General features: G+C 40.0%; 21 protein-coding genes. 16 read left to right on the top strand and 5 right to left on the bottom strand.

Annotated elements, in window-relative coordinates:
- The first annotated feature begins 367 nt into the window (after window positions 1-367).
- The 6 genes from LW139_RS19695 (at window position 368) to LW139_RS19670 (ending at window position 6172) form a co-directional block, all read left to right on the top strand.
- Window positions 368-1147 carry a class I SAM-dependent methyltransferase gene (locus LW139_RS19695; RefSeq protein ID WP_247850411.1) on the top strand — a complete coding sequence of 260 codons (780 nt, stop codon included), beginning with the start codon at window positions 368-370 and terminating at the stop codon, window positions 1145-1147.
- Between the two features lie 19 nt (window positions 1148-1166).
- Window positions 1167-2741 carry a nickel ABC transporter substrate-binding protein gene (nikA, locus tag LW139_RS19690; protein ID WP_166539151.1) on the top strand — a complete coding sequence of 525 codons (1575 nt, stop codon included), beginning with the start codon at window positions 1167-1169 and terminating at the stop codon, window positions 2739-2741.
- A gap of 62 nt (window positions 2742-2803) precedes the next feature.
- Window positions 2804-3730, top strand: coding sequence for a nickel/cobalt ABC transporter permease (opp1B, locus tag LW139_RS19685; protein WP_109409007.1), 927 nt, complete (start codon window positions 2804-2806; stop codon window positions 3728-3730).
- Between the two features lie 2 nt (window positions 3731-3732).
- Window positions 3733-4602, top strand: a complete 870-nt coding sequence (gene opp1C, locus LW139_RS19680) for a nickel/cobalt ABC transporter permease (protein WP_109409006.1) — start codon at window positions 3733-3735, stop codon at window positions 4600-4602.
- A complete protein-coding gene (locus LW139_RS19675; protein WP_247850410.1) occupies window positions 4580-5395 on the top strand; it encodes an ABC transporter ATP-binding protein in 816 nt (271 codons plus the stop codon). Before opp1C ends, LW139_RS19675 begins: the two co-directional genes overlap by 23 nt.
- Before the next feature lie 24 nt (window positions 5396-5419).
- On the top strand, window positions 5420-6172 hold the full coding sequence (locus LW139_RS19670) for an ABC transporter ATP-binding protein (protein ID WP_166539149.1): 753 nt from the start codon (window positions 5420-5422) through the stop codon (window positions 6170-6172).
- 51 nt (window positions 6173-6223) lie between these two features.
- Here LW139_RS19670 and LW139_RS19665 read toward each other — a convergent pair whose 3' ends face one another.
- Complete coding sequence (locus LW139_RS19665) at window positions 6224-6652, bottom strand: hypothetical protein (protein ID WP_109409003.1); 429 nt, start codon at window positions 6650-6652, stop codon at window positions 6224-6226.
- A 437-nt stretch (window positions 6653-7089) separates the two neighbouring features.
- On the opposite strand from LW139_RS19665, the gene LW139_RS19660 reads away from it, so the two are divergent.
- From LW139_RS19660 to LW139_RS19620, 9 genes are all read left to right on the top strand, one after another.
- Window positions 7090-8676, top strand: coding sequence for an FGGY-family carbohydrate kinase (locus LW139_RS19660; RefSeq protein WP_109409002.1), 1587 nt, complete (start codon window positions 7090-7092; stop codon window positions 8674-8676).
- Window positions 8677-8726: 50 nt separating this feature from the next.
- On the top strand, window positions 8727-10373 hold the full coding sequence (locus tag LW139_RS19655) for a signal transduction protein (RefSeq protein ID WP_247850409.1): 1647 nt from the start codon (window positions 8727-8729) through the stop codon (window positions 10371-10373).
- A 10-nt stretch (window positions 10374-10383) separates the two neighbouring features.
- A complete protein-coding gene (locus LW139_RS19650; RefSeq protein ID WP_109409000.1) occupies window positions 10384-11313 on the top strand; it encodes a dihydrodipicolinate synthase family protein in 930 nt (309 codons plus the stop codon).
- Window positions 11314-11335: 22 nt separating this feature from the next.
- Complete coding sequence (locus LW139_RS19645; RefSeq protein ID WP_247850408.1) at window positions 11336-12388, top strand: sialidase family protein; 1053 nt, start codon at window positions 11336-11338, stop codon at window positions 12386-12388.
- A 20-nt stretch (window positions 12389-12408) separates the two neighbouring features.
- Window positions 12409-13383, top strand: coding sequence for a tripartite tricarboxylate transporter substrate binding protein (locus LW139_RS19640; protein ID WP_227336161.1), 975 nt, complete (start codon window positions 12409-12411; stop codon window positions 13381-13383).
- Window positions 13384-13438: 55 nt separating this feature from the next.
- On the top strand, window positions 13439-13900 hold the full coding sequence (locus LW139_RS19635) for a tripartite tricarboxylate transporter TctB family protein (RefSeq protein WP_151436395.1): 462 nt from the start codon (window positions 13439-13441) through the stop codon (window positions 13898-13900).
- 20 nt (window positions 13901-13920) lie between these two features.
- Entirely contained in the window at window positions 13921-15441 is a 1521-nt protein-coding gene (locus LW139_RS19630) for a tripartite tricarboxylate transporter permease (protein WP_166539146.1), read from the top strand.
- Window positions 15442-15500: 59 nt separating this feature from the next.
- Entirely contained in the window at window positions 15501-16505 is a 1005-nt protein-coding gene (locus tag LW139_RS19625; RefSeq protein WP_166539145.1) for a LacI family DNA-binding transcriptional regulator, read from the top strand.
- A gap of 256 nt (window positions 16506-16761) precedes the next feature.
- Window positions 16762-17352 (top strand): DUF4291 domain-containing protein, encoded by a 591-nt coding sequence (locus LW139_RS19620; RefSeq protein WP_109408995.1) that lies wholly within the window; start codon window positions 16762-16764, stop codon window positions 17350-17352.
- A gap of 47 nt (window positions 17353-17399) precedes the next feature.
- Here LW139_RS19620 and metF read toward each other — a convergent pair whose 3' ends face one another.
- The gene (gene metF, locus LW139_RS19615) at window positions 17400-18299 is read right to left on the bottom strand and encodes a methylenetetrahydrofolate reductase (RefSeq protein ID WP_109408994.1); all 900 of its coding nucleotides are present in this window, start codon (window positions 18297-18299) and stop codon (window positions 17400-17402) included.
- 277 nt (window positions 18300-18576) lie between these two features.
- Between metF and LW139_RS19610 the strand changes: the two genes are divergently transcribed.
- Entirely contained in the window at window positions 18577-18930 is a 354-nt protein-coding gene (locus LW139_RS19610; RefSeq protein ID WP_109408993.1) for a DUF488 domain-containing protein, read from the top strand.
- Between the two features lie 125 nt (window positions 18931-19055).
- Here the strand turns inward: LW139_RS19610 and glpD are convergent, their stop codons facing one another.
- The 3 genes from glpD to glpG form a co-directional block, all read right to left on the bottom strand.
- Window positions 19056-20549 carry a glycerol-3-phosphate dehydrogenase gene (glpD, locus tag LW139_RS19605; protein WP_247850407.1) on the bottom strand — a complete coding sequence of 498 codons (1494 nt, stop codon included), beginning with the start codon at window positions 20547-20549 and terminating at the stop codon, window positions 19056-19058.
- Between the two features lie 287 nt (window positions 20550-20836).
- Window positions 20837-21595: a DeoR/GlpR family transcriptional regulator gene (locus tag LW139_RS19600; protein WP_006534541.1), complete on the bottom strand. Its 759-nt coding sequence runs from the start codon at window positions 21593-21595 to the stop codon at window positions 20837-20839.
- Between the two features lie 38 nt (window positions 21596-21633).
- Window positions 21634-22473: a rhomboid family intramembrane serine protease GlpG gene (gene glpG / locus LW139_RS19595; RefSeq protein ID WP_109408991.1), complete on the bottom strand. Its 840-nt coding sequence runs from the start codon at window positions 22471-22473 to the stop codon at window positions 21634-21636.
- Between the last annotated feature and the right edge of the window lie 5 nt (window positions 22474-22478).

Here is a 22478-nt window from a genome sequence, read left to right as displayed (position 1 = left end):
GACTATAACGGTTTTATTAAAAAGGTGAAATTAAAGCGTTCATTTTTTTAATCTAAGGCAAAATAAATTTTTATAGCACTTAGGCTTTAGTTTATTGCTAAATTCGCTCAATTCATTTCTCTATTTTAACAGGCAAAATAATCTATTTGCTTATTTATCTTTTTACCCCTTAGGATGGCGCCTTTATGTTAAAGGCGAAGATTACAAATCAGCCAATTCTCACCATTGAGTGCTGATGAATATTGATATAGCACATAGAGTATCGACGGGTTACAAGGTATGTTACCCACACTATAAAATAGCCAAATCATTTGCTTTTGAGGGAATTTATTCTCCCTCTTTACGTTGATACAACCGTAGGTTTCTGATGACAAATAAAATAAATAATAACCCATTACTTAATGATGTAACTCGTTACTGGAATATCAGAGCAGAAAGTTATAGTGAGTCTAATCAACAAGAATTGCTGAGTGAGAAACAACAAAAATGGCGTCATTTATTATTGGGACATGTTAAGGAGGGTGAAACTTTAAAAGTATTAGATATTGGAACTGGCCCAGGCTTTTTTGCCATTTTATTAGCGTTATCAGGACATGATGTCACGGCAATTGATGCAACGGAAGGCATGTTGCAGGAAGCCAAACAAAATGCACAAACACACAAGGTAAATATTCAATTTATTCGTGGCGATGTACATCAACTGCCTTTTGCCAATGAACAGTTTGATCTTGTTGTCAGCCGTAATGTCACTTGGAATTTAAAAGCACCACAAGTGGCGTATTCAGAATGGTTTCGTGTATTAAAGCCTGGCGGTAGTTTAATTAATTTTGATGCTAACTGGTATTTACACCTTTTTGACGAGACTTATTGGCAAGGTTTTGTCGCAGATAGAGCTCGTTCAATAGAAGAACAAGTTGAAGATCACTATGTGAATACAGATACAAAAGAGATGGAGCGAATTGCCCATCAACTTCCATTAAGTCAAATAAAACGTCCTCAATGGGACATTAATACGTTGCTAGAGATTGGTTTTAATCGATACATGATAGATACTCGCATTGGTGATTTTGTGTGGAATGAAGAAGAAAAAATTAATTATGGGTCAACGCCGATGTTTATGATCCACGCACAAAAAAACAACGCATAAATAATGAAAGGAGAATAACGTGAAGCCTTTATTTTCGGTGATCCCAACCCTGTTATTAACACTTGCATGTGCATTTCCAGCACTTGCAGATCAAAGCAATAACATACTGGATTATGCCAGTACAAAAGATATTCGTGATATTAATCCTCATCTCTACTCTGGTGAGATGGCAGCTCAAAACATGGTATTTGAATCTCTTGTATTAAATACCGAAAAAGGTGTTGCTCCTTATTTAGCGGAACGTTGGGATATTTCCCCCGACGGCAAAAGTTATACCTTTTATTTACGTCATGATGTGACCTTTAGTGATGGTGAACCGTTTAATGCCAAAGCTGTAAAATTAAATATTGAAGCCATATTAGATAACTATGAACGACATGCATGGTTAGAGTTAGTTCGTCAAATTGATAGCGTTGAAGTTGTTGATGAACTTACCGTTAAATTAAATTTAAAAAACCCTTACTACCCAACATTAACTGAATTAGGTTTAACTCGCCCATTCCGCTTTATTTCGCCAAATTCATTTATTAATGGCAAAACAAAAACAGGTGTTGCGAACTATATTGGTACGGGGCCTTGGGTATTAACTGAACATAAAAAAGACCAATACGCAGAGTTTAAAGTTAACCCAAATTATTGGGGAGAAAAACCTGTATTAAATGGGGTAATGTGGCGGGTGATCCCAGACAGACAAACGATGCTACTTTCGCTACAAAAAGGGGATATTCAGCTTATATTTGGTGCTGATGGTGACATGTTAGATATGGATTCATTTGAAGCTCTTATGGCATCAGATAAATTCAAAACTGAAATGAGCGCCCCAATTGCATCTCGCGCTATTGTGTTAAACAGCAGTCGTCCAATGACATCAAACCAACATGTTCGCCAAGCATTACAATATGCCGTCGATAAAGAGGGGATTGCACAAGGTATTTTAGCGGGTAGTGAAAAAGTCGCTGATAGTTTAATGGCGCGAAGCGTGCCTTACTGTGATTTTGCTTCCCCAACCTATATTTATCGTCCAACAAAAGCGATTGATCTATTAGAAGCTGAAGGCTGGGTATTACCAAAAGGTAAGACTATCCGTGAGAAGCAAGGTGAGAAATTAGAGCTATTGCTCTCTTATAATGTGAATAACGCAGTAGAAAAAGAAATTGCCGAACTTATTCAAGATGATTTTAAAAAGATTGGCGTTGGTCTGACTATTTTAGGTGAAGAGAAACAAGCTTATTTAGATAGACAAAAAAATGGTGATTTTGATTTGCAATATTCGCTTTCATGGGGAACACCTTACGATCCAGCTTCCTTTGTTTCATCTTTTAGAATACCTGCTCATGCCGATTACCAAGGACAAAAAGGATTAGCGAATAAAGCACAATTAGATGCCATGATTGGTGAGCTATTAATTACACCTGATGAAACACGACGTCAGGAATTATATAAAACCTTATTTACGTCATTAGCTGATCAAGCGGTCTATATCCCATTAACCTATTCACGTACTAAGGCTATCCATCGCAGTGAATTAGAAAATGTTGGCTTTAATCCGTCTCAATATGAAATACCGTTTGAAAAAATGTATTTTAATCCGTAATTAAAACGCTCACTTAGATAAGTGTGGCACCTTATATGAAAGTGCCACACTGATTAAATCTGATGCTACGTTATATATTCTGGAGAGTGTTGGCGATATTTCCGCTGGCACTGATGATTTCATTTATTGCCTTTATTCTGTTGGAATTGGCGCCGTCTGATCCTGCGGAAGTCGCATTACGTGTCAATGAAATTGTTCCAACCCCTGAAGCGATTGATGGTATGCGTCATGAGTTAGGCTTAGATAAGCCTTTCTTTACCCGTTATTTTTTATGGTTAATGGCAGGGTTTCAGCTCGATTTTGGCACCTCTTTTCTTACCAGAACCCCAGTTATTCAAGAGATGCTAAGGGCATTACCTCCAACGCTTTGGTTAGCTTCAACGGCTTTATTCTTTACGATTATTTTGGCACTGCCTTTAGCATTGTGGTGTGTGGCTAAACCTCAAAGTTTTACAGATAAATGCATTCGTTTCATTGTGTTTGTTTTAACGGCTATACCTAATTATTGGTTAGGGTTGCTATTGATTTGGGGAGTTGCCGTTTATTTAGATTGGTTGCCAGTTAGCGGGATGTTATCGCCTCAGTCTGTTATTTTGCCTGCATTAGCGCTTTCTTTAGGGTATATCGGTACTTATTTACGGTTGTTAAGAGGTGCGATGTTAAATCAATGGCATCAGCCTTATGTCTTTTATGCCAAAGCGCGAGGATTACCTGACAACCTTATTTTACGTCGTCATATTTTACGAAATTCGCTGTATTCCAGTTTAACGGCATTGGGTATGAGTATTCCAAAGCTAATCGCTGGTACAGTCGTGATTGAAAATATTTTTGCATGGCCGGGAATTGGGCGACTATGTATCAGCGCCATATTTGGTCGTGATTATCCGATGATACAAGCCTATATTTTATTGATGTCACTGTTATTTCTCTTTTTTAACTTTTTGATGGACGTCATTCAAATGATGGCTGATCCGCGGTTAAGGAGATAATGATGTGGCAACTGTTTTGGCAACGACTTGCAAAAGACAAAAGTGCGCAATTGTGTTTATTGGTGATCACGATTGTGGTCATCGCAGGAATATTCGCCCCTTGGTTAGCACCGCATGATCCCACATTAACCTCAATACGTTTGAAATTTAAGCCTATGAGTTTTGATTATCCGTTAGGTACGGATAATTTAGGGCGCTGTATCTTTTCACGATTATTGTTTGGTGTAAGAACCACGGTATTTTATGCCTTATTAGCTATGAGTGTGACATTAATCATTGGCTGGCTAATGGGCATGTTAGCTGGATTTTTCCATGGAAAAACAGACACATTGATTATGCGATTATGTGATGTGGTTTTGTCATTTCCTGCAGAAATTATGATCTTAGCATTAGTGGGAATAATGGGGCCGGGTATTGGTAATATCTTAATTGCCGTTATTTTAGTGAAATGGGCATGGTATGCCAGAATGATCAGAGGGGTTGTTCGTCAATATTCACACCGTAATTATATTGCTTACGCCCGTGTGATTGGTGCGCCTTCTCATCATATTTTACGACGTCACTTATTACCGGTGACTTTTGCTGAAACTATCGTCTTAGCATCAACCGATATTGGCAGTGTTATTTTAATGATCTCGGCGCTCTCTTTTTTAGGGTTAGGCGTACAACCACCGACCCCAGAATGGGGAAATATGCTCAGTGAAGCAAAAAATGTCATGGTATTACATCCAGAACAGATGTTGCCTGCGGGGATTGCTATCACTCTTGTTGTCACAGCCTTTAACTTTTGGGGTGATTTTTTACGTGATGTGTTTGATCCCGATAATCGCCAGTCAGTAGGAGAAAAGCATGAACAACTTACTGACGCTTGAGCATGTTTCTGTTATTCATCAAGAAAGCGGAAAAAAGCTGATTGATGATGTCTCTTTCTCGATAAAGCAAGGACGCACATTAGCGATTGTCGGAGAAAGTGGTAGTGGAAAAAGTGTGATCAGCAAAGCCATTATGGGATTACTGCCTGAACAATTAGCAATATCAGGGGAGATTTTTTTTGCAGGAAAGAAAATCAGTGATGAGGCCTTTTCTCAACATCGAGCTTTATTGGGAACATCTTTAGGTTTGATTGTTCAAAATGGCATGAGTGCGTTTGATCCTTTGATGAAAATAGGCAAGCAAATTAGCCAAACGTTAATCTACCATTTTTCCTATACTAAAAAGCAAGCTCTAGAAGAAACTCAGTTGGCATTATCTCATGTTTTTCCTCATCAATTTCAATCTATTATACAGGCGTTCCCTCATCAATTAAGCGGCGGACAACTACAACGAGTGATGATTGCGATTGCGCTCGCCTTGTCACCTAAACTATTAATTGCTGATGAACCCACAACAGCACTTGATGCACCTCTTCGTCGAGAGATTTTAAAATTGCTCCAGCTTGTCGTAACGACTCATCACTCAACGCTGATTTTTATTTCCCATGACTTAGGGCTCGTGAATGAAATTGCCGATGATATTGTCGTGATGCAAGGGGGGAAAATGGTTGAGTTTGGTGATAAAACAACCGTTTTAACATCTCCAACACAGGAATATACGCGTTATTTAATTAATGCACGGCGACAGCTTTCATTACGTTTCGAGCAATTGATTAATAAAAAAACATATTAATATCATCATAATAAAAGAGACGCTATGTTATTAAACGTTGAGAATATCAGTAAGTTTTATACTCAAAGGAATAACACTTTATTCGGTGAGAAAGTGAAGGTTATTGATGCTCTTTCTTTTAATATAAATACCCAAGAAACTTTTGGTTTAGTGGGGGAAAGTGGCAGTGGTAAAAGCACCTTAGCACGTTTAATTTGTGGATTAGAATTACCAGATAGTGGTGCTATCTATTTGAATAATAAATCAGTGACAAAACGACTTCATCGTCAAGGTATTATTAGTATTGTTTTCCAAGATTATACAACATCTGTTAATCCCACATTAACGGTTGGCGAAATTATTGCTGAGCCAGTAAAAATAGTGGACCCAAGTATTCATCATCAGGCATTAGAAAAGCTGATTTTTGCTTTTTTAGATAAAGTGGGATTACCTAAAAATTGTTATCGGCGTTATATATATGAACTGTCAGGTGGGCAGGCACAACGGGTATGTTTATGTCGTGCATTAGCTTCTTACCCTAAATTGATTGTATTAGATGAAGCGCTTAGCTCGCTAGATATTCCTACCCAAGTACAGATATTAGATTTATTAAAACAGTTAAAAGAAGAATTCCAATTATCTTATCTTTTTATCAGTCATGATATTCAAACGGTTGCTTACTTTTGCGATAAAGTTATGTTCTTTTTACAAGGTAAGAAAATTGAATTATGTGAGGTAGATAATCTAGGTAATGTTGCGCATGATTATTCTAAAAAACTTATTCAATCTGTTATCTAATTAATAAACAGCAATACTTTTAAGTATTGCTGTTTGCTGAATTTAATCTATTTAGAGATTATTCATTAAGTGTTCTTGAACGGCTTTTGCATCATTTGAGGCATTGAAATCAATACCGAAATTTAGCGTACCTTCTTTGAGTTCAATACTACGAGGCGTTGCTTTAGAACAGGTGATATTCTGTATTTTTTCTTTTACTGTTTCTTGGGCGATTTTAGAGCTTTCACAGGTATTTATTACACCTTTTAGTCCTTCACTACAATAACTATCAACCCCTGTTGTTTTTAAATCATCAGCAGTAAATGCAGACCAATCAAAAGCAACTTTTATATTGGCATCACAGCTTTTATTTAAATCAACAACACGAGATTGAATATTCTCTTCAAATTTTTGGTGTAATTCTTTTTCTGCTAATGTCGCTGAAAAAGCAGAAGAGGAAATAAGCAGTAGAGAGAGACTGACAGCAATATTTTTCAACATGATCAAATGCTCCAAAAATGAATATATAAATTTAAATTAACTTATTAAAAATAAAACAATGGGAAGTTATAACAATAGGAAGATGATTATTTTTAGTACTTTACTCTTTTTTGAATAATATTTTTAATTATTAGTGAGATGTCTTTTAATAAAATCATTTTATGATAAGCCTATTAATACTTTAATAGGTATTTTTACTCAGTCATTAATTAAATGTTCGTTATATTTATAACGAACATAATCGATTCAGTACTTCATTTAAATTATCAATAAAGTGAAATAAATAAATTACCATTAAAATCAACCGATTAAATTATTGATGTAGATCTGCATCACAAACCAATCTTATTGTGATTGTTTTTTCATCATGCTCGAATTAACTTGCTAACTCGAAGTAGCAAAAATTAGCATAGCGTTAGCAAATGATGAGGGTTCGCATGGAACAACAATATTTTATTGGCGTTGATGTTGGCTCAGCCAGTGTCCGTGCAGCGGTATTTGATAGCAATGGAAAGCGTTTAGGCTTTTCTGTTCGCCCTATTGCCCAATTCCGTCCTAAAACGGATTTTGTTGAGCAATCATCCACCGATATTTGGCAGCAGGTGTGCACTACCGTAAAAGAGTCGGTGGCGTTATCTGCTATTGATCCTATCCATGTGAAATCTATCGGTTTTGATGCCACTTGTTCTTTGGTTGCTGTGGATAAAGAAGGTAAAGGACTTTCTGTTTCGCCAAGCGGTAACGCTGAACAAGATATCATCATGTGGATGGATCACCGGGCTGTACAAGAAACGGTCACCATCAATCTGACCAATGATCCTTCACTGCGATATGTCGGTGGTGAAGTGAGTATCGAAATGGAATTGCCAAAAATTCTGTGGTTAAAAAATCATTACCCAGAACGTTATCAAAATGTATGGCGATTCTTTGATTTAGCTGACTTTTTAGTTTGGAAAGCAACATCAGGAGATGTAGCAAGTACCTGCACATTAACCTGTAAATGGAACTATTTAGCACATCAGGGACAATTTAGTGAGAGTTTGTTAGCCGATGTAGGTTTGGATGAATTATTAGAAAAAGTACCACAAACCATTCTGGCATTAGGTGAACAAGCAGGTTGTTTAGATGAGGCGGTTGCCAATGCATTTGGCTTGCACACAGGGGTCATTGTTGCTTCAGGCATTATTGACGCACATGCAGGTGGCTTGGCATTAACAGCATCACAACCTGAAGGTAGTTTGGCAATTATCAGTGGTACGTCTAACTGCCATATGATTGTGAGCCAATATCCAATTATGGTACCCGGCGTTTGGGGTCCTTATTTTGGCGCGATGTTACCCGAGTTATGGCTAAACGAAGGCGGCCAAAGTGCTGCTGGTGCGTTAGTTGAATGGTCTATCCGCCGTCATGAATCATGGGCTGAATTAGAGCAAGAAGCGAATGAAAAAGGCGTTAACTACTATGCCTTATTAAACGAAGCTGTCGCTGAATTGGAAGAAAATGAACAATATCCAACCACACAGTTTCATGTTTTAGCTGACCATCATGGCAATCGTTCTCCGCGCGCCAATCCTGCGGCAAAAGGCATGGTAAGCGGGTTAACACTGGAAAGTGGTCGTGTTGCATTGGCTCGTTATTATCTTGCGACACTGCAATCTATTGCTTATGGCACACGCCATATTATTGACACACTTGAAGATGCTGGACATCAAATCAATCGCATCGTGATGTGTGGTGGAGCAACGAAAAATCCATTGTGGCTACGCGAATATGCCAATGCGACAGGTCGTGAAATTCATTTAGCACAAGAAGAAGATGCGGTGAATTTAGGGGCTGCATTACTAGGTGCTGTAGCGTGTAAAGCCTTTGATGATTTCTCAAAAGCTGCCAGTGCAATGGTGAGAGAAGGTGGCATTATTACACCAGATAGCGACACGTTTGCCTTCCATCAAGCTAAATATCAAGTTTATTTGCAGATGTATCAAGATCAGCAACGTTATAACGAAATGATGTCAGATTGTTGACCACGAATTTTTCCGATTATGAACCGAGTTTACCTTACCAGGGATATCTTATGTTGAACTTAAATCTACCAAAATTACCGACAACCATCACAGCAGGTCAGAAAGAGATCCTGATGGTCACTAACGCAGACTTACGCGAGCCTGCAAACGTAACGTGCTGGCCTGTACAGAAAAAATTTGAAGATAAACTGGCCGCAGCATTAGAAGCGCAAGGTTACAAAATGAAGCGTGCTCATGAAATTAGTGAAGCTCGCGGTCATGGTTTTATCAGTAGTCAGCGTGAAGGTTGCGACATGTTTGCCGCTATCGATCCTGATGCGCCAGTTATTGTGTTATTAACTGCATGGCAATATTCACACCATATTGCCTCTTCATTAGTACACCATCGTGGTCCTATTTTACTGCTGGCTAACTTTGATGGTACATGGCCGGGTCTGGTAGGAATGTTGTGTTTAGCGGGCACGATGACCAGTTTAGGTAAAAATTATTCACGTTTATGGTCAGAAGAGTTTGAGGATGAATTCTTTGTAGATGGCTTAGCGACTTGGTTGAAATATGGTTATGTAAATCATAAGCTTAGCTATCTTACAGATATTGCGCCAACACACAGGGTAATGGCGACGGAAGCTGGCGAAGTGGGTCGTAAAGTCGGCGAATACATAATTAAAAATAAAGAAATAATAGGTTTGTTCGATACATTCTGTATGGGAATGATTAACGGGGTCTTCCCACAACAGGCCATGATCAATATTGGTATGCCAATTGAATCCCTTTCTCAATCTGCGTTACTGGTCGAAATGGCGAAAGTACCGACAGAATTAAGAGAGGCATGTTTACAGTGGTACGAAGATAACGGGATGACGTTTATGTTTGGTCAAGATGACAAAACTGAACTCACTCGTGAACAGGTGATGGAGCAGTGCGCCATGATGATCGCAATGGCGCGTTTCGTAAAACGTTTTGGTTTAACTGCGGTGGGTGTGCAATATCAGCAGGGCTTAAAAGATTGTTGCCCAGCGTCTGACTTTGCCGAAGGTGCTATCGGTTCAACAGCACGTTTCCCACTACCAGATGAAAACGGCGAGATTATCTGCCCTAATACGCCAATTCCTTGTATCAACGAAGTGGATATGGGTACGGCTATTCCTCAAACGATGTTATGGCGTTTATTAACATCATTAGGATTACCAGCAGAAACCACATTGCATGATATTCGTTGGGGTAGTGAGTACGAAGGAACATTCTACTGGGATATGGAGATTTCAGGATCAGTTCCTTTTGAACACCTCAAAGGTGGCTTAAAAGGTGCAACAGGTTATCGTCAGCCTGCGATGTTCTTCCCTAAAGGGGGTTCAACTATCGCAGGTCAAGGTAAAGCAGGGCGCTTGTTATGGGGTCGTGCACACTATGAAGGCACTGATGTGATTATGCATATCGGTACGGGTGTGGCGGTAGAATTACCTGAAGCAGAATTTGAACGTCGCCGTAGAGCAACCAACTACGAATGGCCATTATTAAACTGTACGTTAGATGGCGTAACGCGTGATGACCTTATGGCGGGACATCAAAGTAATCACATTACTGTGGCTTACATTGATGAAGATAAATTGGCGTTTGTGCTTAAAGCCTTTGTTGCTCAAGCATTGACTCAAGGTATTCAAGTAAAAGTGGCAGGTGATGCCATTAACCTACTGTAAGGAATTGATGATGAGCCAGCAAAAATACGTCGGTGTTTGGCCTGTTATGCTAACCCCTTTTGATGCCAAAGGGGAGATTGATTGGGCGTCGTTAGAGCGCCTTGTAGACTGGTATATCGATTCTGGTGTACATGGACTCTTTGCCGCCTGCCAATCAAGCGAAATGTTTTATTTAAGTGATGAGGAAACTCAAGCGCTTACCCGCTTTATCGTTGAAAAAGCAGATGGAAGAGTACCTGTAGTAGCTTCTGGTCATACTGCAACCGCATTAAGTCAGCAAAAAGAACAATTGCAGGCAATGGCGGGTACCGGTGTCGATGGCGTCATTATGATCAGTAATCGCTTAGCGCTTATTGGTGAGTCAGATGATAAAGCGCTGGAAACACTACAGGTCTTAACCAATGTGGTGCCAAAAGAGATTGATTTGGGCATTTATGAATGTCCTCATCCTTACAAACGCCTGTTATCTGAAGAGATTGTAGAGTGGTGTGCGCAAAGTAATCGCTTTACCTTTATCAAAGATACGTGTTGTTCTCTACCAATGATAGAGCGTCGTTTGGCATTATCAAAAGGAACTCGCTTGCACTTAGCCAATGCGAACAGTCAAACGTTATTAGCATCATTCCAAGCGGGATGTCAGGCATATAGCGGTGTTATGGCCAACTTCCATCCAGAGCTTTATGTTTGGCTTTATGAAAATTGGAAGGATAAACCTGAGCAGGCTGCCGTATTAGCTGATTATTTATCAACAGCAGCGATGACCGAAACACTGGATTATCCAGCATGCGCTAAATATCATCAGCGCCTGATTGGTAACTTCAGCACTCTGGTCTGCCGTTCCCGTAATAGCAGTCAGTTTGAAAACTCATTTTTCCCTTCTGCCGTCAATAGCATGACTGCATTAGGTGAAAACATGAAAAAATGGCTTTCGTTAGATTAATTTAGGACACAGGAGTAGGAATATGCCTTTCGTGATGAAGGAAACTCAGTTTGTGCTTGATAACGCACATTCACTTTTTAATCACTGCCATGCTTCAACGATTGTGCGTGTGCCTAACTCTGAGCGTTTGTTAACCGCTTTTTTCGCTGGTGATAAAGAAGGTAGCGGTAATACCGCTATCTGGCTGGCGATAAAAGAGGGCGATCATTGGCAGCACGCTCAACCTGTTGTTAAAAATCCGGGTGTTGCGCACTGGAATCCAGTTTTACATGTTGACCCATCAACAGGTAATATCTGGCTGTTTTATAAAACGGGTCCCGACGTACATAGTTGGACGACCCAATACGTTATCTCGAAGGATGGCGGAAACAGCTGGAGTTTACCGAGTGAATTGGTTTCTGGTGATGTAGCACCTAGAGGTCCTGTGAAGAACAAAGTATTAGTGATGTCGAATGGCGAGTGGTTGGCACCAGGATCGGTTGAGGATGACCAGTTCTGGGATGCGTTTGTCGATATATCAAGTGACAATGGTCAACACTGGTTGCGAGTGGATATTCCGATTGAACACCATAAAGGTGGGCAAACGGAACATGAAATCTGGCAGGGTTTAAAGGACGATGCCTTATGGGAGACTGATCTACAACGCGTTTTTCAATGGGATGGCGTGATACAGCCAACACTATGGGAATCCCAGCCTGGGCATGTGCATGCCATGATGCGGAGTACGCGCGGTACTATTTATCGTAGCGATTCAACGGATTATGGGCGCAGTTGGTGTCCGGCTTATGCAACAATATTACCAAATAATAATAGCGGCATTGATGTCGTCTCCTTCGCAGATGGTCAACTGGCATTGGTGTATAACCCGAATTCAGGTAACTGGAGCCGTCGTTATCCCATCTCTGTCAGTCTTTCATCCGATAATGGCAGTACTTGGTCTGAACCATTCGATTTACTCGATGGGGAAGGCGAATTTTCATATCCGGCTATTATTGCTGAAAACAATACCCTACACGTGACCTTTACTTGGAATCGAAAAAACATTGTTTATCAGCAGTTAATGGCTACTCAATAAAAATGTGGAGAAAGGGTTTTATGAAAAAGAGTCTACTCGCAGCGTTGGCGATTACGATGACACTGGGCATGGGGAATGCAGTTGCCCAACAGTTAACGTATCCTACAAAAAATATTGATGTTGTCATCCCGAAAAATCCGGGCGGAGGTACTGATACTTCTGCACGTACTATTGCAGAATTTGCTAAAGATATCATGCCTGCTGGTCGTATTTTTGTTCCTATCAACAAACCAACAGGTAATGGTTTAACAGGTCTGATTGAAGTCGCTAATGCGCGTCCAGATGGCACAAAATTAGTCATGACAACAGTTGAATTGGCAATGTTCCCTCACCAAGGGAAATCGCCAGTGACTTATAAAGACTTTACTCCGATTGCCACGACTATTGCAGATCCTGTTGTATTAGTCGTCAATGCTAATTCACCTTATAAAACACTACAAGATTTTGTGGATGGTGCAAAAGCGAACCCAGGAAAATTGAAAATTGGTAACTCCGGTATGGGCGCTATTTTCCATCTTGCAGGTGTGAATATTGAACGTACTACAGGAACTAAATTTAACCATATTCCTTATAACGAAGGTACAGGTCCCTCAATTGCAGCTTTATTAGGTGATCATATTGATGGCGTATTAACTACACCCGGCGCAGTAAAATCACACGTTGATGGTGGCTTATTACGTGTTCTGGGTGTGATGGACGAACGTCGTTTCCCTCTTATTCCAGAAGTACCAACATTCAAAGAAGCACTGAAGTTAGATACCAATGTGAAAATGCGTGCTTGGGCTGTATTAGCAACAACAGCGGGTGTACCTGATAACGTGAAAAATGAGTTAGTTGGTGCATTTTCTGAAGTAGTGCAAAAACCAGCTTACCAAGAAGCGTTGAAAAAACAAGGTATTATGCCTGTGTTTATCACAGGTGATGATGCTTACCAAATGATGAAAGAAGACCACGAAATGTACGCTGAGCTCATCGCGGCGACACTGAAGAAATAATAGTGATACCACCCTGTCCGTTTAGGCGGATAGGGTTGGTCAGGGAGATCCCGACATGACAAAAAGTAATACCATCATCGGTGCGATTTCAGTAGTTTTTGGGCTACTTATTATCTACCTCTCCCGTGATATGAGCATATTTGACGAGTATGGTGTACCTGGGGAGCGTTTTTGGCCCTATGGTTTAGCTATCTTGTTTATTTTACTGGGGATTTTTCAGTGGATCAGTGTAATTATAGATAAAGCAAAACACGTCCACCGCTCTGTTGATTTAAGTTCGACGGCTGTTAAACGGGCTTATGGTTTAGGATTTTTATTAATATTCTACGCAGTAGGCTTATATTTCTTAGGATTCATTATTTCATCATTGCTCCTTATCCCAATCATTATGTGGTTGATGAATGAACGCAAAAAGATCTCACTTATCGTGGTTCCTATTGCGATTGTGGTGATGTCGTATCTTTTCTTTGAACTCCTGTTCAATTCACCTCTACCAATCCCTGTTTTTCTTGAGTAACGCAGGAAAGGAGCTTTGATATGGAAATATTAGATGCATTTATGATTGTTTTCAGTTTGGAAACATTCACAGTACTACTGTTAGGGGTATTCGCAGGTATTGTTATCGGTGCATTACCTGGCTTAACAGTCAATATGGGAATTGCATTGCTACTCCCATTAACATACTCCTTCCAAGGAATGACAGGGATATTATTGTTATTAGGAATGTATTGTGGTGCCGTTTATGGTGGCTCCATTACTGCGATACTGATTAGTACGCCGGGTACTCCCGCTTCTGCTGCAACGGTGTTGGATGGTTATCCAATGGCGAAAAGAGGTGAAGCAGGGCGAGCACTGGGTTTATCCACCATGGGTTCTATGTTTGGGGGGATATTTAGTACGATTGCTCTGATTGTAATTGCACCTCAGTTGGCTAAAGTTGCAATAGGTTTCTCTGCCGCTGAGTATTTTGCACTCGCTGTATTTGGCATAAGTATTATTACCAGTGTATCATCGCAATCGATTATCAAAGGATTAATGGGCGGTGCAATTGGGTTAGCTATCGCAACAGTTGGTCTTGATCCGATGACATCGGGTATGCGATTTACTTTTGATACTGTGTACTTAATGGGCGGGATCTCCTTTATTCCGATCCTCGTTGGTTTGTTTGCTTTCTCTCAAGGTTTAATTAGCTTTGAAGAAGATTACCGTGAACGCCGTCAAAAGAACCCAGAAGGAAAAGTGAGTGCGCGTATTCACCGTGTATTACCAACATGGTTAGATTTTAAACGCGTATTACCGACGTACTTACGTTCATCAGCGATTGGTACTGGTGTGGGCGTTATTCCTGGTGTGGGTGGCGATATCTCTTCATTTATTTCTTATAATGAAGCGAAGCGTTGGTCAAAACACCCTGAAGAGTTCGGCCATGGTTCACCAGAAGGCGTTTCTGCGCCAGAAGCGGGTGCTAACGCAGTAACGGGTGGGTGTATGGTGCCATTAATGACCTTAGGTATTCCGGGTGATGGTGCGACTGCCATTATTATGGGTGCGTTTATGGTGCAAGGGTTGGCATTAGGACCTCAGCTCTTTACGGATAACCCCGTTGAAGTCAACAGCATTTTTATTGGCTTAATGGTTGCGAATATTTTAATGGGCATTTTAGGTTTCTTATGTATGAAACTTTTTGTCCGAGTGATGGATGTACCTCGTCGCGTATTAGTTCCTATCATCTTTGTATTGTGTAGCATTGGGGCTTATTCTGTTAACCACGATATTCGCGATGTGTTTATCATGATGGGAACGGGGCTTCTTGCTTATATATTGATTAAGCTAGATTTCTCCATGTCACCAATAGTCATTGGTATCATTTTAGGGCCAATGGCGGAATCTAACTTACGTCGAGCATTAACAATGTCTCAAGGTGATTTATCGATTCTGTATACACGCCCGATTACAGCGACATTCTTAGGTATTGCGATATTGACGTTGATCCTACCGATTATTGGACCTTCGTTAAAAGCAATGTGGAAGAAATGCCGAGCTAAACCTGCTCAGTAAAGGTTAACTGGCCCTCATCATTACGATGAGGGCAATATCAATGATGGAATATTAATGTAATGGCAAAAACAGTTGAACAGATTGCAAATGACCTGAATTTGTCTATTACCACAGTCAGATTGGTATTAAATGGCAAAGGTGATCAATACCGGATCAGTGCAAAAACACAAAAGAAGATAGCAGACTATGTTGAGGTATTTGGCTATACCGTCAATCATGCGGCTAGAAGTTTAAAGCTGAATAAAACAGATACCTACGGATTGGTTATTCCTCGTCTTTCTAACCCGTTTTTTGCCGCGTTGGCTGAAAAATTAGAGATGCATTGTCACCAAATTGGTTGCCAGCTAACAATTAGCTGTACCTATGGTGATATCAAAAATGAAAATAAACTCGTCAAATCAATGGATGAACGTAATGTTGATGGTATTTTCATTGTTTCATCTAGTCGCAAAAATCAGTTACACCATGTGAAACATCGTCAAAAACCCCTCGTTTTCTTAGATAGAGATTTTTCTGTGAGTGACGCTATTTGTGTCGCCTCAGATAACTGTGACAGTGGAGCCCAACTGACCAGAGCAATGATAAAGCTAGATGCGCCAATCCATTTTTTTGCGGGAGATGCATTACTGCCCACGATTGCAGCGCGTTTGCGCGGTTATGTGCAAGCGATAAAAGGGCATTATGGCGATGATAGTCGTGTCACGGTCTCTTATGCAGAACATAATACGACCAAAGATGGCGAACAAATGATGAAACAGTATTTAGAGCAACATCAGCAAATACCGACTCATTTTATTGCCTCATCACTGCCTATTCTTGAAGGTCTATTGAGTGTTATTCGTCAGCGTGAAGGCGTTATTCCTGCTCACCTTCATATTGGTACCTTCGATGATCATGTGATGTTGAGTTTTTTACCTAATAACGTGTGGTCAATGAAGCAAGATGAGGCTTTATTGGTCGAAAAAGCCTTTGAAATCATGTCTGCAAAGATAGCAGGCACCACAGTTAAATCCCCTGCATTAATAAAAACACAGCTTATCGAGCGCCTAATTTCTAACCAGTAAGTCAATTAAATCGCTTATTCGCCTCACTTTGTGAGTAGATTAGCAAGATTTATTGACTCATCACAGTATAAATAAAACACAATAGGAACATTAGTCTGTTCGTTTTATTGTTATTCTTTTTTTTACTTTTATAAATGCGCGCTACTCTATTGATAGAGCTTTAACAAAAATAAGGGCTCTTGATTATCTGCGATCAGAGGCTCATAATTTAAGCGGATAGTTCCATTTTATTAATATAAAAGGATATTAAAGAAAGATGAACGATGATGTTGACCGATGTCCTGAGTGTGAAGTAAGGGCATATTATACGAATGATTTTGTTCGTGTTTATCAAGCCTATTCTAATACTATTGCTCAGAGCGCAGTCGCAAACGGAACATTTGTTTCGCCCCCTTTTAGTATGACCCGTATGACTTGGGTAAAACCTTCCTTTCTTTGGATGATGTACCGTTCTGGTTGGGGACGTAAAGACGCTAATCAAGCTTCTATTCTTGCGGTTGATATTACACATGAAGGCTTTCAAGAGATGCTGACTCAAGGTGTTGTGAGTCATTTTGATCCAGATCGCTATACTAGTGCTGAAGCTTGGAAAGAAGCATCAGAAACCAGCAATATCCGCATTCAGTGGGATCCTGAACGTGATATTTATTTGAATCGGCTCAGTTATCGCACCATCCAAATTGGTTTGCGAAATCAAGCAGTTGAAAAATATTGCAAAGAGTGGATTGTGAATATTACGGATATTACCGATAAGGTACATAAAATAGATGCTTGTATTGCTAATGGTGATCTTGATACCGCATACAGCCTATTGCCAGTTGAAAAACCGTATCACTTTGGTGAATAATTCATCAGAATGTCACCCCGCTTTATTGGCGGGGTAATTGTGTCAATTTATGCTCTAACAAGTTCAGGACGAACACCCAGTGTGTGGCAAATAGCATAGGTTAATTCTGAACGATTAAGCGTATAAAAGTGAAAATCTTTTACTCCTTCACGACTTAAAATTTTCACCATATCAATTGCAATTGAAGCACCTACCAGACTACGGGTTTCAGGATCATTCTCTAATCCATCAAACATTTTATTCATCCATCCTGGAATTTTTACATTGGTTAAACCCGCAAAGCGTTTTAGCTGTTTAAAATTAGTCACGGGTAGAATACCCGGTACAATTTCCACATCAATTCCTGTTGAAACACAGCGATCGCGAAAACGTAAATAACTTTCCACATCAAAGAAAAATTGAGTGATGGCGCGATTTGCTCCCGCATCTACTTTTCTTTTTAAGTTAATTAAATCCGCTTGTGCACTTTTCGCTTCAGGATGCACTTCTGGATAAGCTGCAACAGAAATATCGAAATCACCCACACCTTTGAGTAAGTGAACTAAATCGGTGGCGTACATCTCTGGTTTTTGTGTGTTATCGGGCAAGTCTCCGCGTAATGCGACAATATGACGAATGCCACTTTGCCAATAATCCTGTGCGATATGTTGTAGCTCTTCGCGGCTTGCATCAACACAAGTTAAGTGTGGTGCTGCTTCTAATCCTGTGCGTTCTTTTATTCCTTTAATAATAGAGTGTGTTCTATCACGCTCTCCTGAGTTTGCACCATAAGTCACAGAAACAAAGCTCGGTTTTAAGGTATTTAAACGCGCAAGAGATTGCCAAAGGATATTTTCCATCTCTTCGGTACGAGGAGGAAAAAATTCAAATGAAACTTGGATCTGGCCATCTAATTCAGCAAGATTTTGGTTAAGTGCTTCATGTTGGCTTGCGTGATAAAAGCTCATACCTGTACCTCATCAATCTTTCACTGTGTTGTTATTTTTATTTAAGTATCACTACTCATTTACCCATCTAACCATTTAGACGTCTAGATGTAGATTCTCTTAATTAGGTTATTTAGTCAACAACTATTCACCCTGTTTTTGATGAGGATAATTCAATCAAAAGGAGAGGAAATTTCATGTTGAAAAAGGCTCTATGATGAAAATGAGCGTATTGAGAGATCAATCTTCTCATTTTTCTTCTACAATAAAGCTAACTAACGTATTGATGAGAAGCGAAATGATCACTTGTAAACGTGTTTATGATGATAAAGACGGTGAGCATGAAGGTTATCGTGTGTTAGTCGATAGGCTCTGGCCAAGGGGCGTGAAAAAGACAGATTTTCATTATGATGAATGGAATAAAGGTGTCGCGCCTTCGACTGAATTACGAAAATGGTTTCATGGCGGAGGGGGAGATTTTACTGAATTCACGCAACGTTATACGCAAGAATTAATGGCTGTACCTGAACATTGGCAATCGCTTGTCGCAATAGCTAAAGAGCAACCGTTGGTATTACTTTATTCAGGTAAAGATAAGCAACAAAATAATGCGACAGTATTAAAAGCCTTTTTAGAAAAACAGCTTAAATAGGCATCAACAGGTTATATATTGATTTTCTTACTGTGGAAAAAGAAAAAAAAAGTGGCGCGTTATTCGGCGCCACAAAAATTGCTAATAAAAACATCGAACAGAGTCAGAGAATATTTTTACTACTCTTATACAGTGTGTGTATTTGCCAATAGCCATTGACTAATACGTTGTTTTTGCTCGTCATTTAGCCACATGCCGAGTTTAGTACGACGCCAAATAGCATCATCAACTTCGATAACCCACTCATGTTTCACTAAATAACGTAATTCTGCTTCATACAGATTATGACCGAAGTTTTCGCCCATGCCGGCCAAATCAGTAATGCCTTCAAGCAATAACTCGGTGTTGCTACCATAAGTGCGGGCAAAGCGCAGTGCCAGTGCTTCTGGTAACCAAGGATGACGTTGACGAATTAAACGTGAATAACCATCACGATCACAACCTTCTAAATTACCGCCTGGTAATTGACCATTTTTAGTCCACGGTTTACCCATGTTAGGGAAGTAAGCAACAAGTTTATCAACAGCATGCTCACCTAATTTACGATAAGTCGTTAATTTACCACCAAATACAGATAACAGTGGTGTTTGGCCATTATCATCATGCACATCTAAGGTGTAGTCACGGGTAATCGCTTGTGGTGAATCTGATTCGTCGTCACATAATGGACGCACGCCAGAGTAATCCCACACCACATCTTCTTTAGTTAACTGCTTTTTAAAGTGATCGTTATAGACTTTCAGTAAATACTGAATTTCGTTGTCATCAATAGCGACATCTTTAGGATCGCCTTTATATTCAACATCCGTAGTACCGATGATAGAGAACTCATCCATCCAAGGAATAACGAAAACAATACGGTTATCTTCGTTTTGTAAAATATAAGCTTGTGGTTCGTTATGAGCACGAGGAATAACGATATGGCTACCTTTAATTAAACGGATACCATAAGGTGATTTCAGTTTTAAGCCTTCATCAAATAAGGTTTTAACCCAAGGGCCTGCTGCGTTTACTAAGGCTTTCGCTTGGTAGAGAGATGTTTCACCTGTACGTAAATCTTGTGCTTCTACCATCCATAAATTATTTTCACGCCAAGCGCGGGTTACTTTTGTGCGTGTGCGCACTTCACCACCACGACGGACGATTTCTTGTGCGTTGAGTACCACTAAACGTGCATCATCAACCCAGCAGTCTGAATATTCAAAACCGCGTGTTAATTCTGGTTTTAAAACAGAGTTTGCACCAAATTTAATGCCTTTACTGCTTGGTAGGCTTACTCGTTTTCCTAAATGATCATAAAGGAACAGACCAATACGGATCATCCAAGCTGGGCGTAAGTGTGGTTGGTGTGGCAGGCGAAAGCGCATTGGAAATGCGATATGTGGTGCTAAGCGTAATAACACTTCACGCTCTGCCAGAGCTTCGCTAACTAAGCGGAATTCGTAGTGTTCTAAATAACGTAAACCACCATGAATAAGTTTAGAGCTCGCGGAAGATGTCGCACTTGCTAAGTCTTGAGCTTCCAGCATAAGTACTGAAAGGCCTCGGCCAGCTGCATCCGCCGCAATTCCAGCGCCGTTTATTCCGCCGCCGATGACAATCAAGTCTTGAGTTTTCATAACATCCTCCTACGAATGCGCGAAACAATTCTTTAATGTTCGTTTTCGCTCATAATTGTAATGAAGTTTGATGAAAATGCCAACTATATAACTGATAAAAAACATAACCGCGTGATATGGATAACAATTTATTATCATATCCACATGGTTTGTGGGCTTATTGAAAATAAGCAACATTGTTAATGTATTAATAAAAAAGAGAATAAATAGAAGGAGTTAATTGAATTTGATGGTGAATTGATAAAAAAAAGTACCTAAATAGGTACTTTTCGAGGGCGTTTATTCAATTAACATAATTCGAGTTGAACGTTGTGCTGTTCAACAATTTTCTGGATCCCTGCAGGTGGCTCTTGATCGGTAAATAAGTAATCGATCAGATTCATATTGCCTAAATTTACCATCGCATTACGACCAAACTTAGAATGGTCAGTCACCAACATAACACAGCGCGAGTTTTCGATAATTGCGCGTTTAGTGCGAACTTCGTGGTAATCAAATTCAAGCAATGAGCCATCCATATCAATACCACTTATCCCTAAAATGCCGTAATCAAGGCGGAATTGAGAGATAAAATCAAGTGTCGCTTCACCAACAATCCCTCCGTCTCGTGTACGCACTTCACCACCGGCAAGGATCAAACGAAAGTCTTCTTTGCCCATCAGTAACGTTGCCACATTGAGGTTGTTAGTCACGATACGGAGGTTTTTGTGGTTAATTAATGCATGTGCGACAGCTTCGGGTGTTGTACCGATATCGATAAACAGTGTTGCACCATCAGGAATTAAGCTCGCCACGCGTTGTGCGATACGTGATTTTTCATCAGACCACATGATTTTACGATCATGATAAGCCGTATTCACGGAGCTTGAAGGTAATGCCGCACCACCGTGATGGCGTTGGATTTTGTTCTTTTCCGCTAATTCATTTAAATCACGTCGGATTGTCTGTGGGCTGACTTCAAAATGCTCCACCAACTCTTCAGTGCTGACATAGCCTTGTAGGCGTACCAGTTCAATGATGGCATCATGTCGTTGCGTTTGCTTCACAGGTATCCCCTAATGTTAAAAATATCATGTTAATTTTATTATGATCTACGAGATAATTGATGTCGATTATCCCACAAAGCCATCAATAAGCCGATAAGGAAGCCTGCAAAATGTGCAGCATTTCCGATAGAGTCACCTAAAACGCCCATATAACCTGCAACAATCCACAGAATTGAAAAAACGATTAAACCTGTTGGGGCGCCAATACCTTTTTCTGGATTACGTATTCCTGTTAAACCGACATAGCCAATTAATGCGTAAACAACACCAGAAAGCCCACCAAAGTTGGAATCTGTAAACAAGGATTGTGCCCAATTACTAAAGAGCGCAGAAACGAGCATGATCACAAATAATTTACCGGTACCCAATCGCTGCTCTGTTTGACTTGCGAGATACCACCACATAGCAAGGTTGAAGGCGATATGCATCAGTGAAAAATGAATAAACGCTGGAGTAATATAGCGCCAGACTTCAAAGTTTAAGCTCTCTTCATAAGGCCATGCTAAATGGAGCATGACATCATAGTCGCCAACTACTTGTTGCCAGATAAAAACGAGGATACATAAAATAATCACCAGCACCGTTAGTGGGCCTGAACGTTGCACCATATTTTTTATCGAAAAGGCAGGGCGATATTTAATACCTGTATTTTTCGGATCACCGGTTTGCCAACTTGCGGCTTGATAGCGTGGATGAAAAGGCTCACGTAGAAACGTGTTAAGTTCTTTTTCAACCATTTCTAACTGATGTTGGTCTTCTAACCAAAGAGAGATTTGCTGATTTTCATTTTTTGCGTGAATTCGCACACCTTTAGTTGCCATGTAATTGACAAATAAATCAGCAGCTTGAGGGTTGGAAAGCGTAATAATGTGGATCATTGACA

The organism is Proteus vulgaris (assembly GCF_023100685.1).
Lineage (GTDB): Bacteria > Pseudomonadota > Gammaproteobacteria > Enterobacterales > Enterobacteriaceae > Proteus.
This window is presented reverse-complemented; position numbering and strand designations above follow the sequence as displayed.

Coding starts and splice junctions, on each gene's coding strand:
- LW139_RS19640 (WP_227336161.1), top strand. CDS start 12,409: ATGAAAAAGAGTCTACTCGCAGCGTTGGCGATTACGATGACACTGGGC.
- LW139_RS19630 (WP_166539146.1), top strand. CDS start 13,921: ATGGAAATATTAGATGCATTTATGATTGTTTTCAGTTTGGAAACATTC.
- LW139_RS19660 (WP_109409002.1), top strand. CDS start 7,090: ATGGAACAACAATATTTTATTGGCGTTGATGTTGGCTCAGCCAGTGTC.
- LW139_RS19665 (WP_109409003.1), bottom strand. CDS start 6,652: ATGTTGAAAAATATTGCTGTCAGTCTCTCTCTACTGCTTATTTCCTCT.
- LW139_RS19645 (WP_247850408.1), top strand. CDS start 11,336: ATGCCTTTCGTGATGAAGGAAACTCAGTTTGTGCTTGATAACGCACAT.
- LW139_RS19695 (WP_247850411.1), top strand. CDS start 368: ATGACAAATAAAATAAATAATAACCCATTACTTAATGATGTAACTCGT.
- glpD (WP_247850407.1), bottom strand. CDS start 20,549: ATGAAAACTCAAGACTTGATTGTCATCGGCGGCGGAATAAACGGCGCT.
- LW139_RS19610 (WP_109408993.1), top strand. CDS start 18,577: ATGATCACTTGTAAACGTGTTTATGATGATAAAGACGGTGAGCATGAA.
- LW139_RS19620 (WP_109408995.1), top strand. CDS start 16,762: ATGAACGATGATGTTGACCGATGTCCTGAGTGTGAAGTAAGGGCATAT.
- metF (WP_109408994.1), bottom strand. CDS start 18,299: ATGAGCTTTTATCACGCAAGCCAACATGAAGCACTTAACCAAAATCTT.
- LW139_RS19655 (WP_247850409.1), top strand. CDS start 8,727: ATGTTGAACTTAAATCTACCAAAATTACCGACAACCATCACAGCAGGT.
- opp1B (WP_109409007.1), top strand. CDS start 2,804: ATGCTACGTTATATATTCTGGAGAGTGTTGGCGATATTTCCGCTGGCA.
- LW139_RS19625 (WP_166539145.1), top strand. CDS start 15,501: ATGGCAAAAACAGTTGAACAGATTGCAAATGACCTGAATTTGTCTATT.
- glpG (WP_109408991.1), bottom strand. CDS start 22,473: ATGATCCACATTATTACGCTTTCCAACCCTCAAGCTGCTGATTTATTT.
- LW139_RS19670 (WP_166539149.1), top strand. CDS start 5,420: ATGTTATTAAACGTTGAGAATATCAGTAAGTTTTATACTCAAAGGAAT.
- LW139_RS19675 (WP_247850410.1), top strand. CDS start 4,580: ATGAACAACTTACTGACGCTTGAGCATGTTTCTGTTATTCATCAAGAA.
- LW139_RS19635 (WP_151436395.1), top strand. CDS start 13,439: ATGACAAAAAGTAATACCATCATCGGTGCGATTTCAGTAGTTTTTGGG.
- LW139_RS19650 (WP_109409000.1), top strand. CDS start 10,384: ATGAGCCAGCAAAAATACGTCGGTGTTTGGCCTGTTATGCTAACCCCT.
- opp1C (WP_109409006.1), top strand. CDS start 3,733: ATGTGGCAACTGTTTTGGCAACGACTTGCAAAAGACAAAAGTGCGCAA.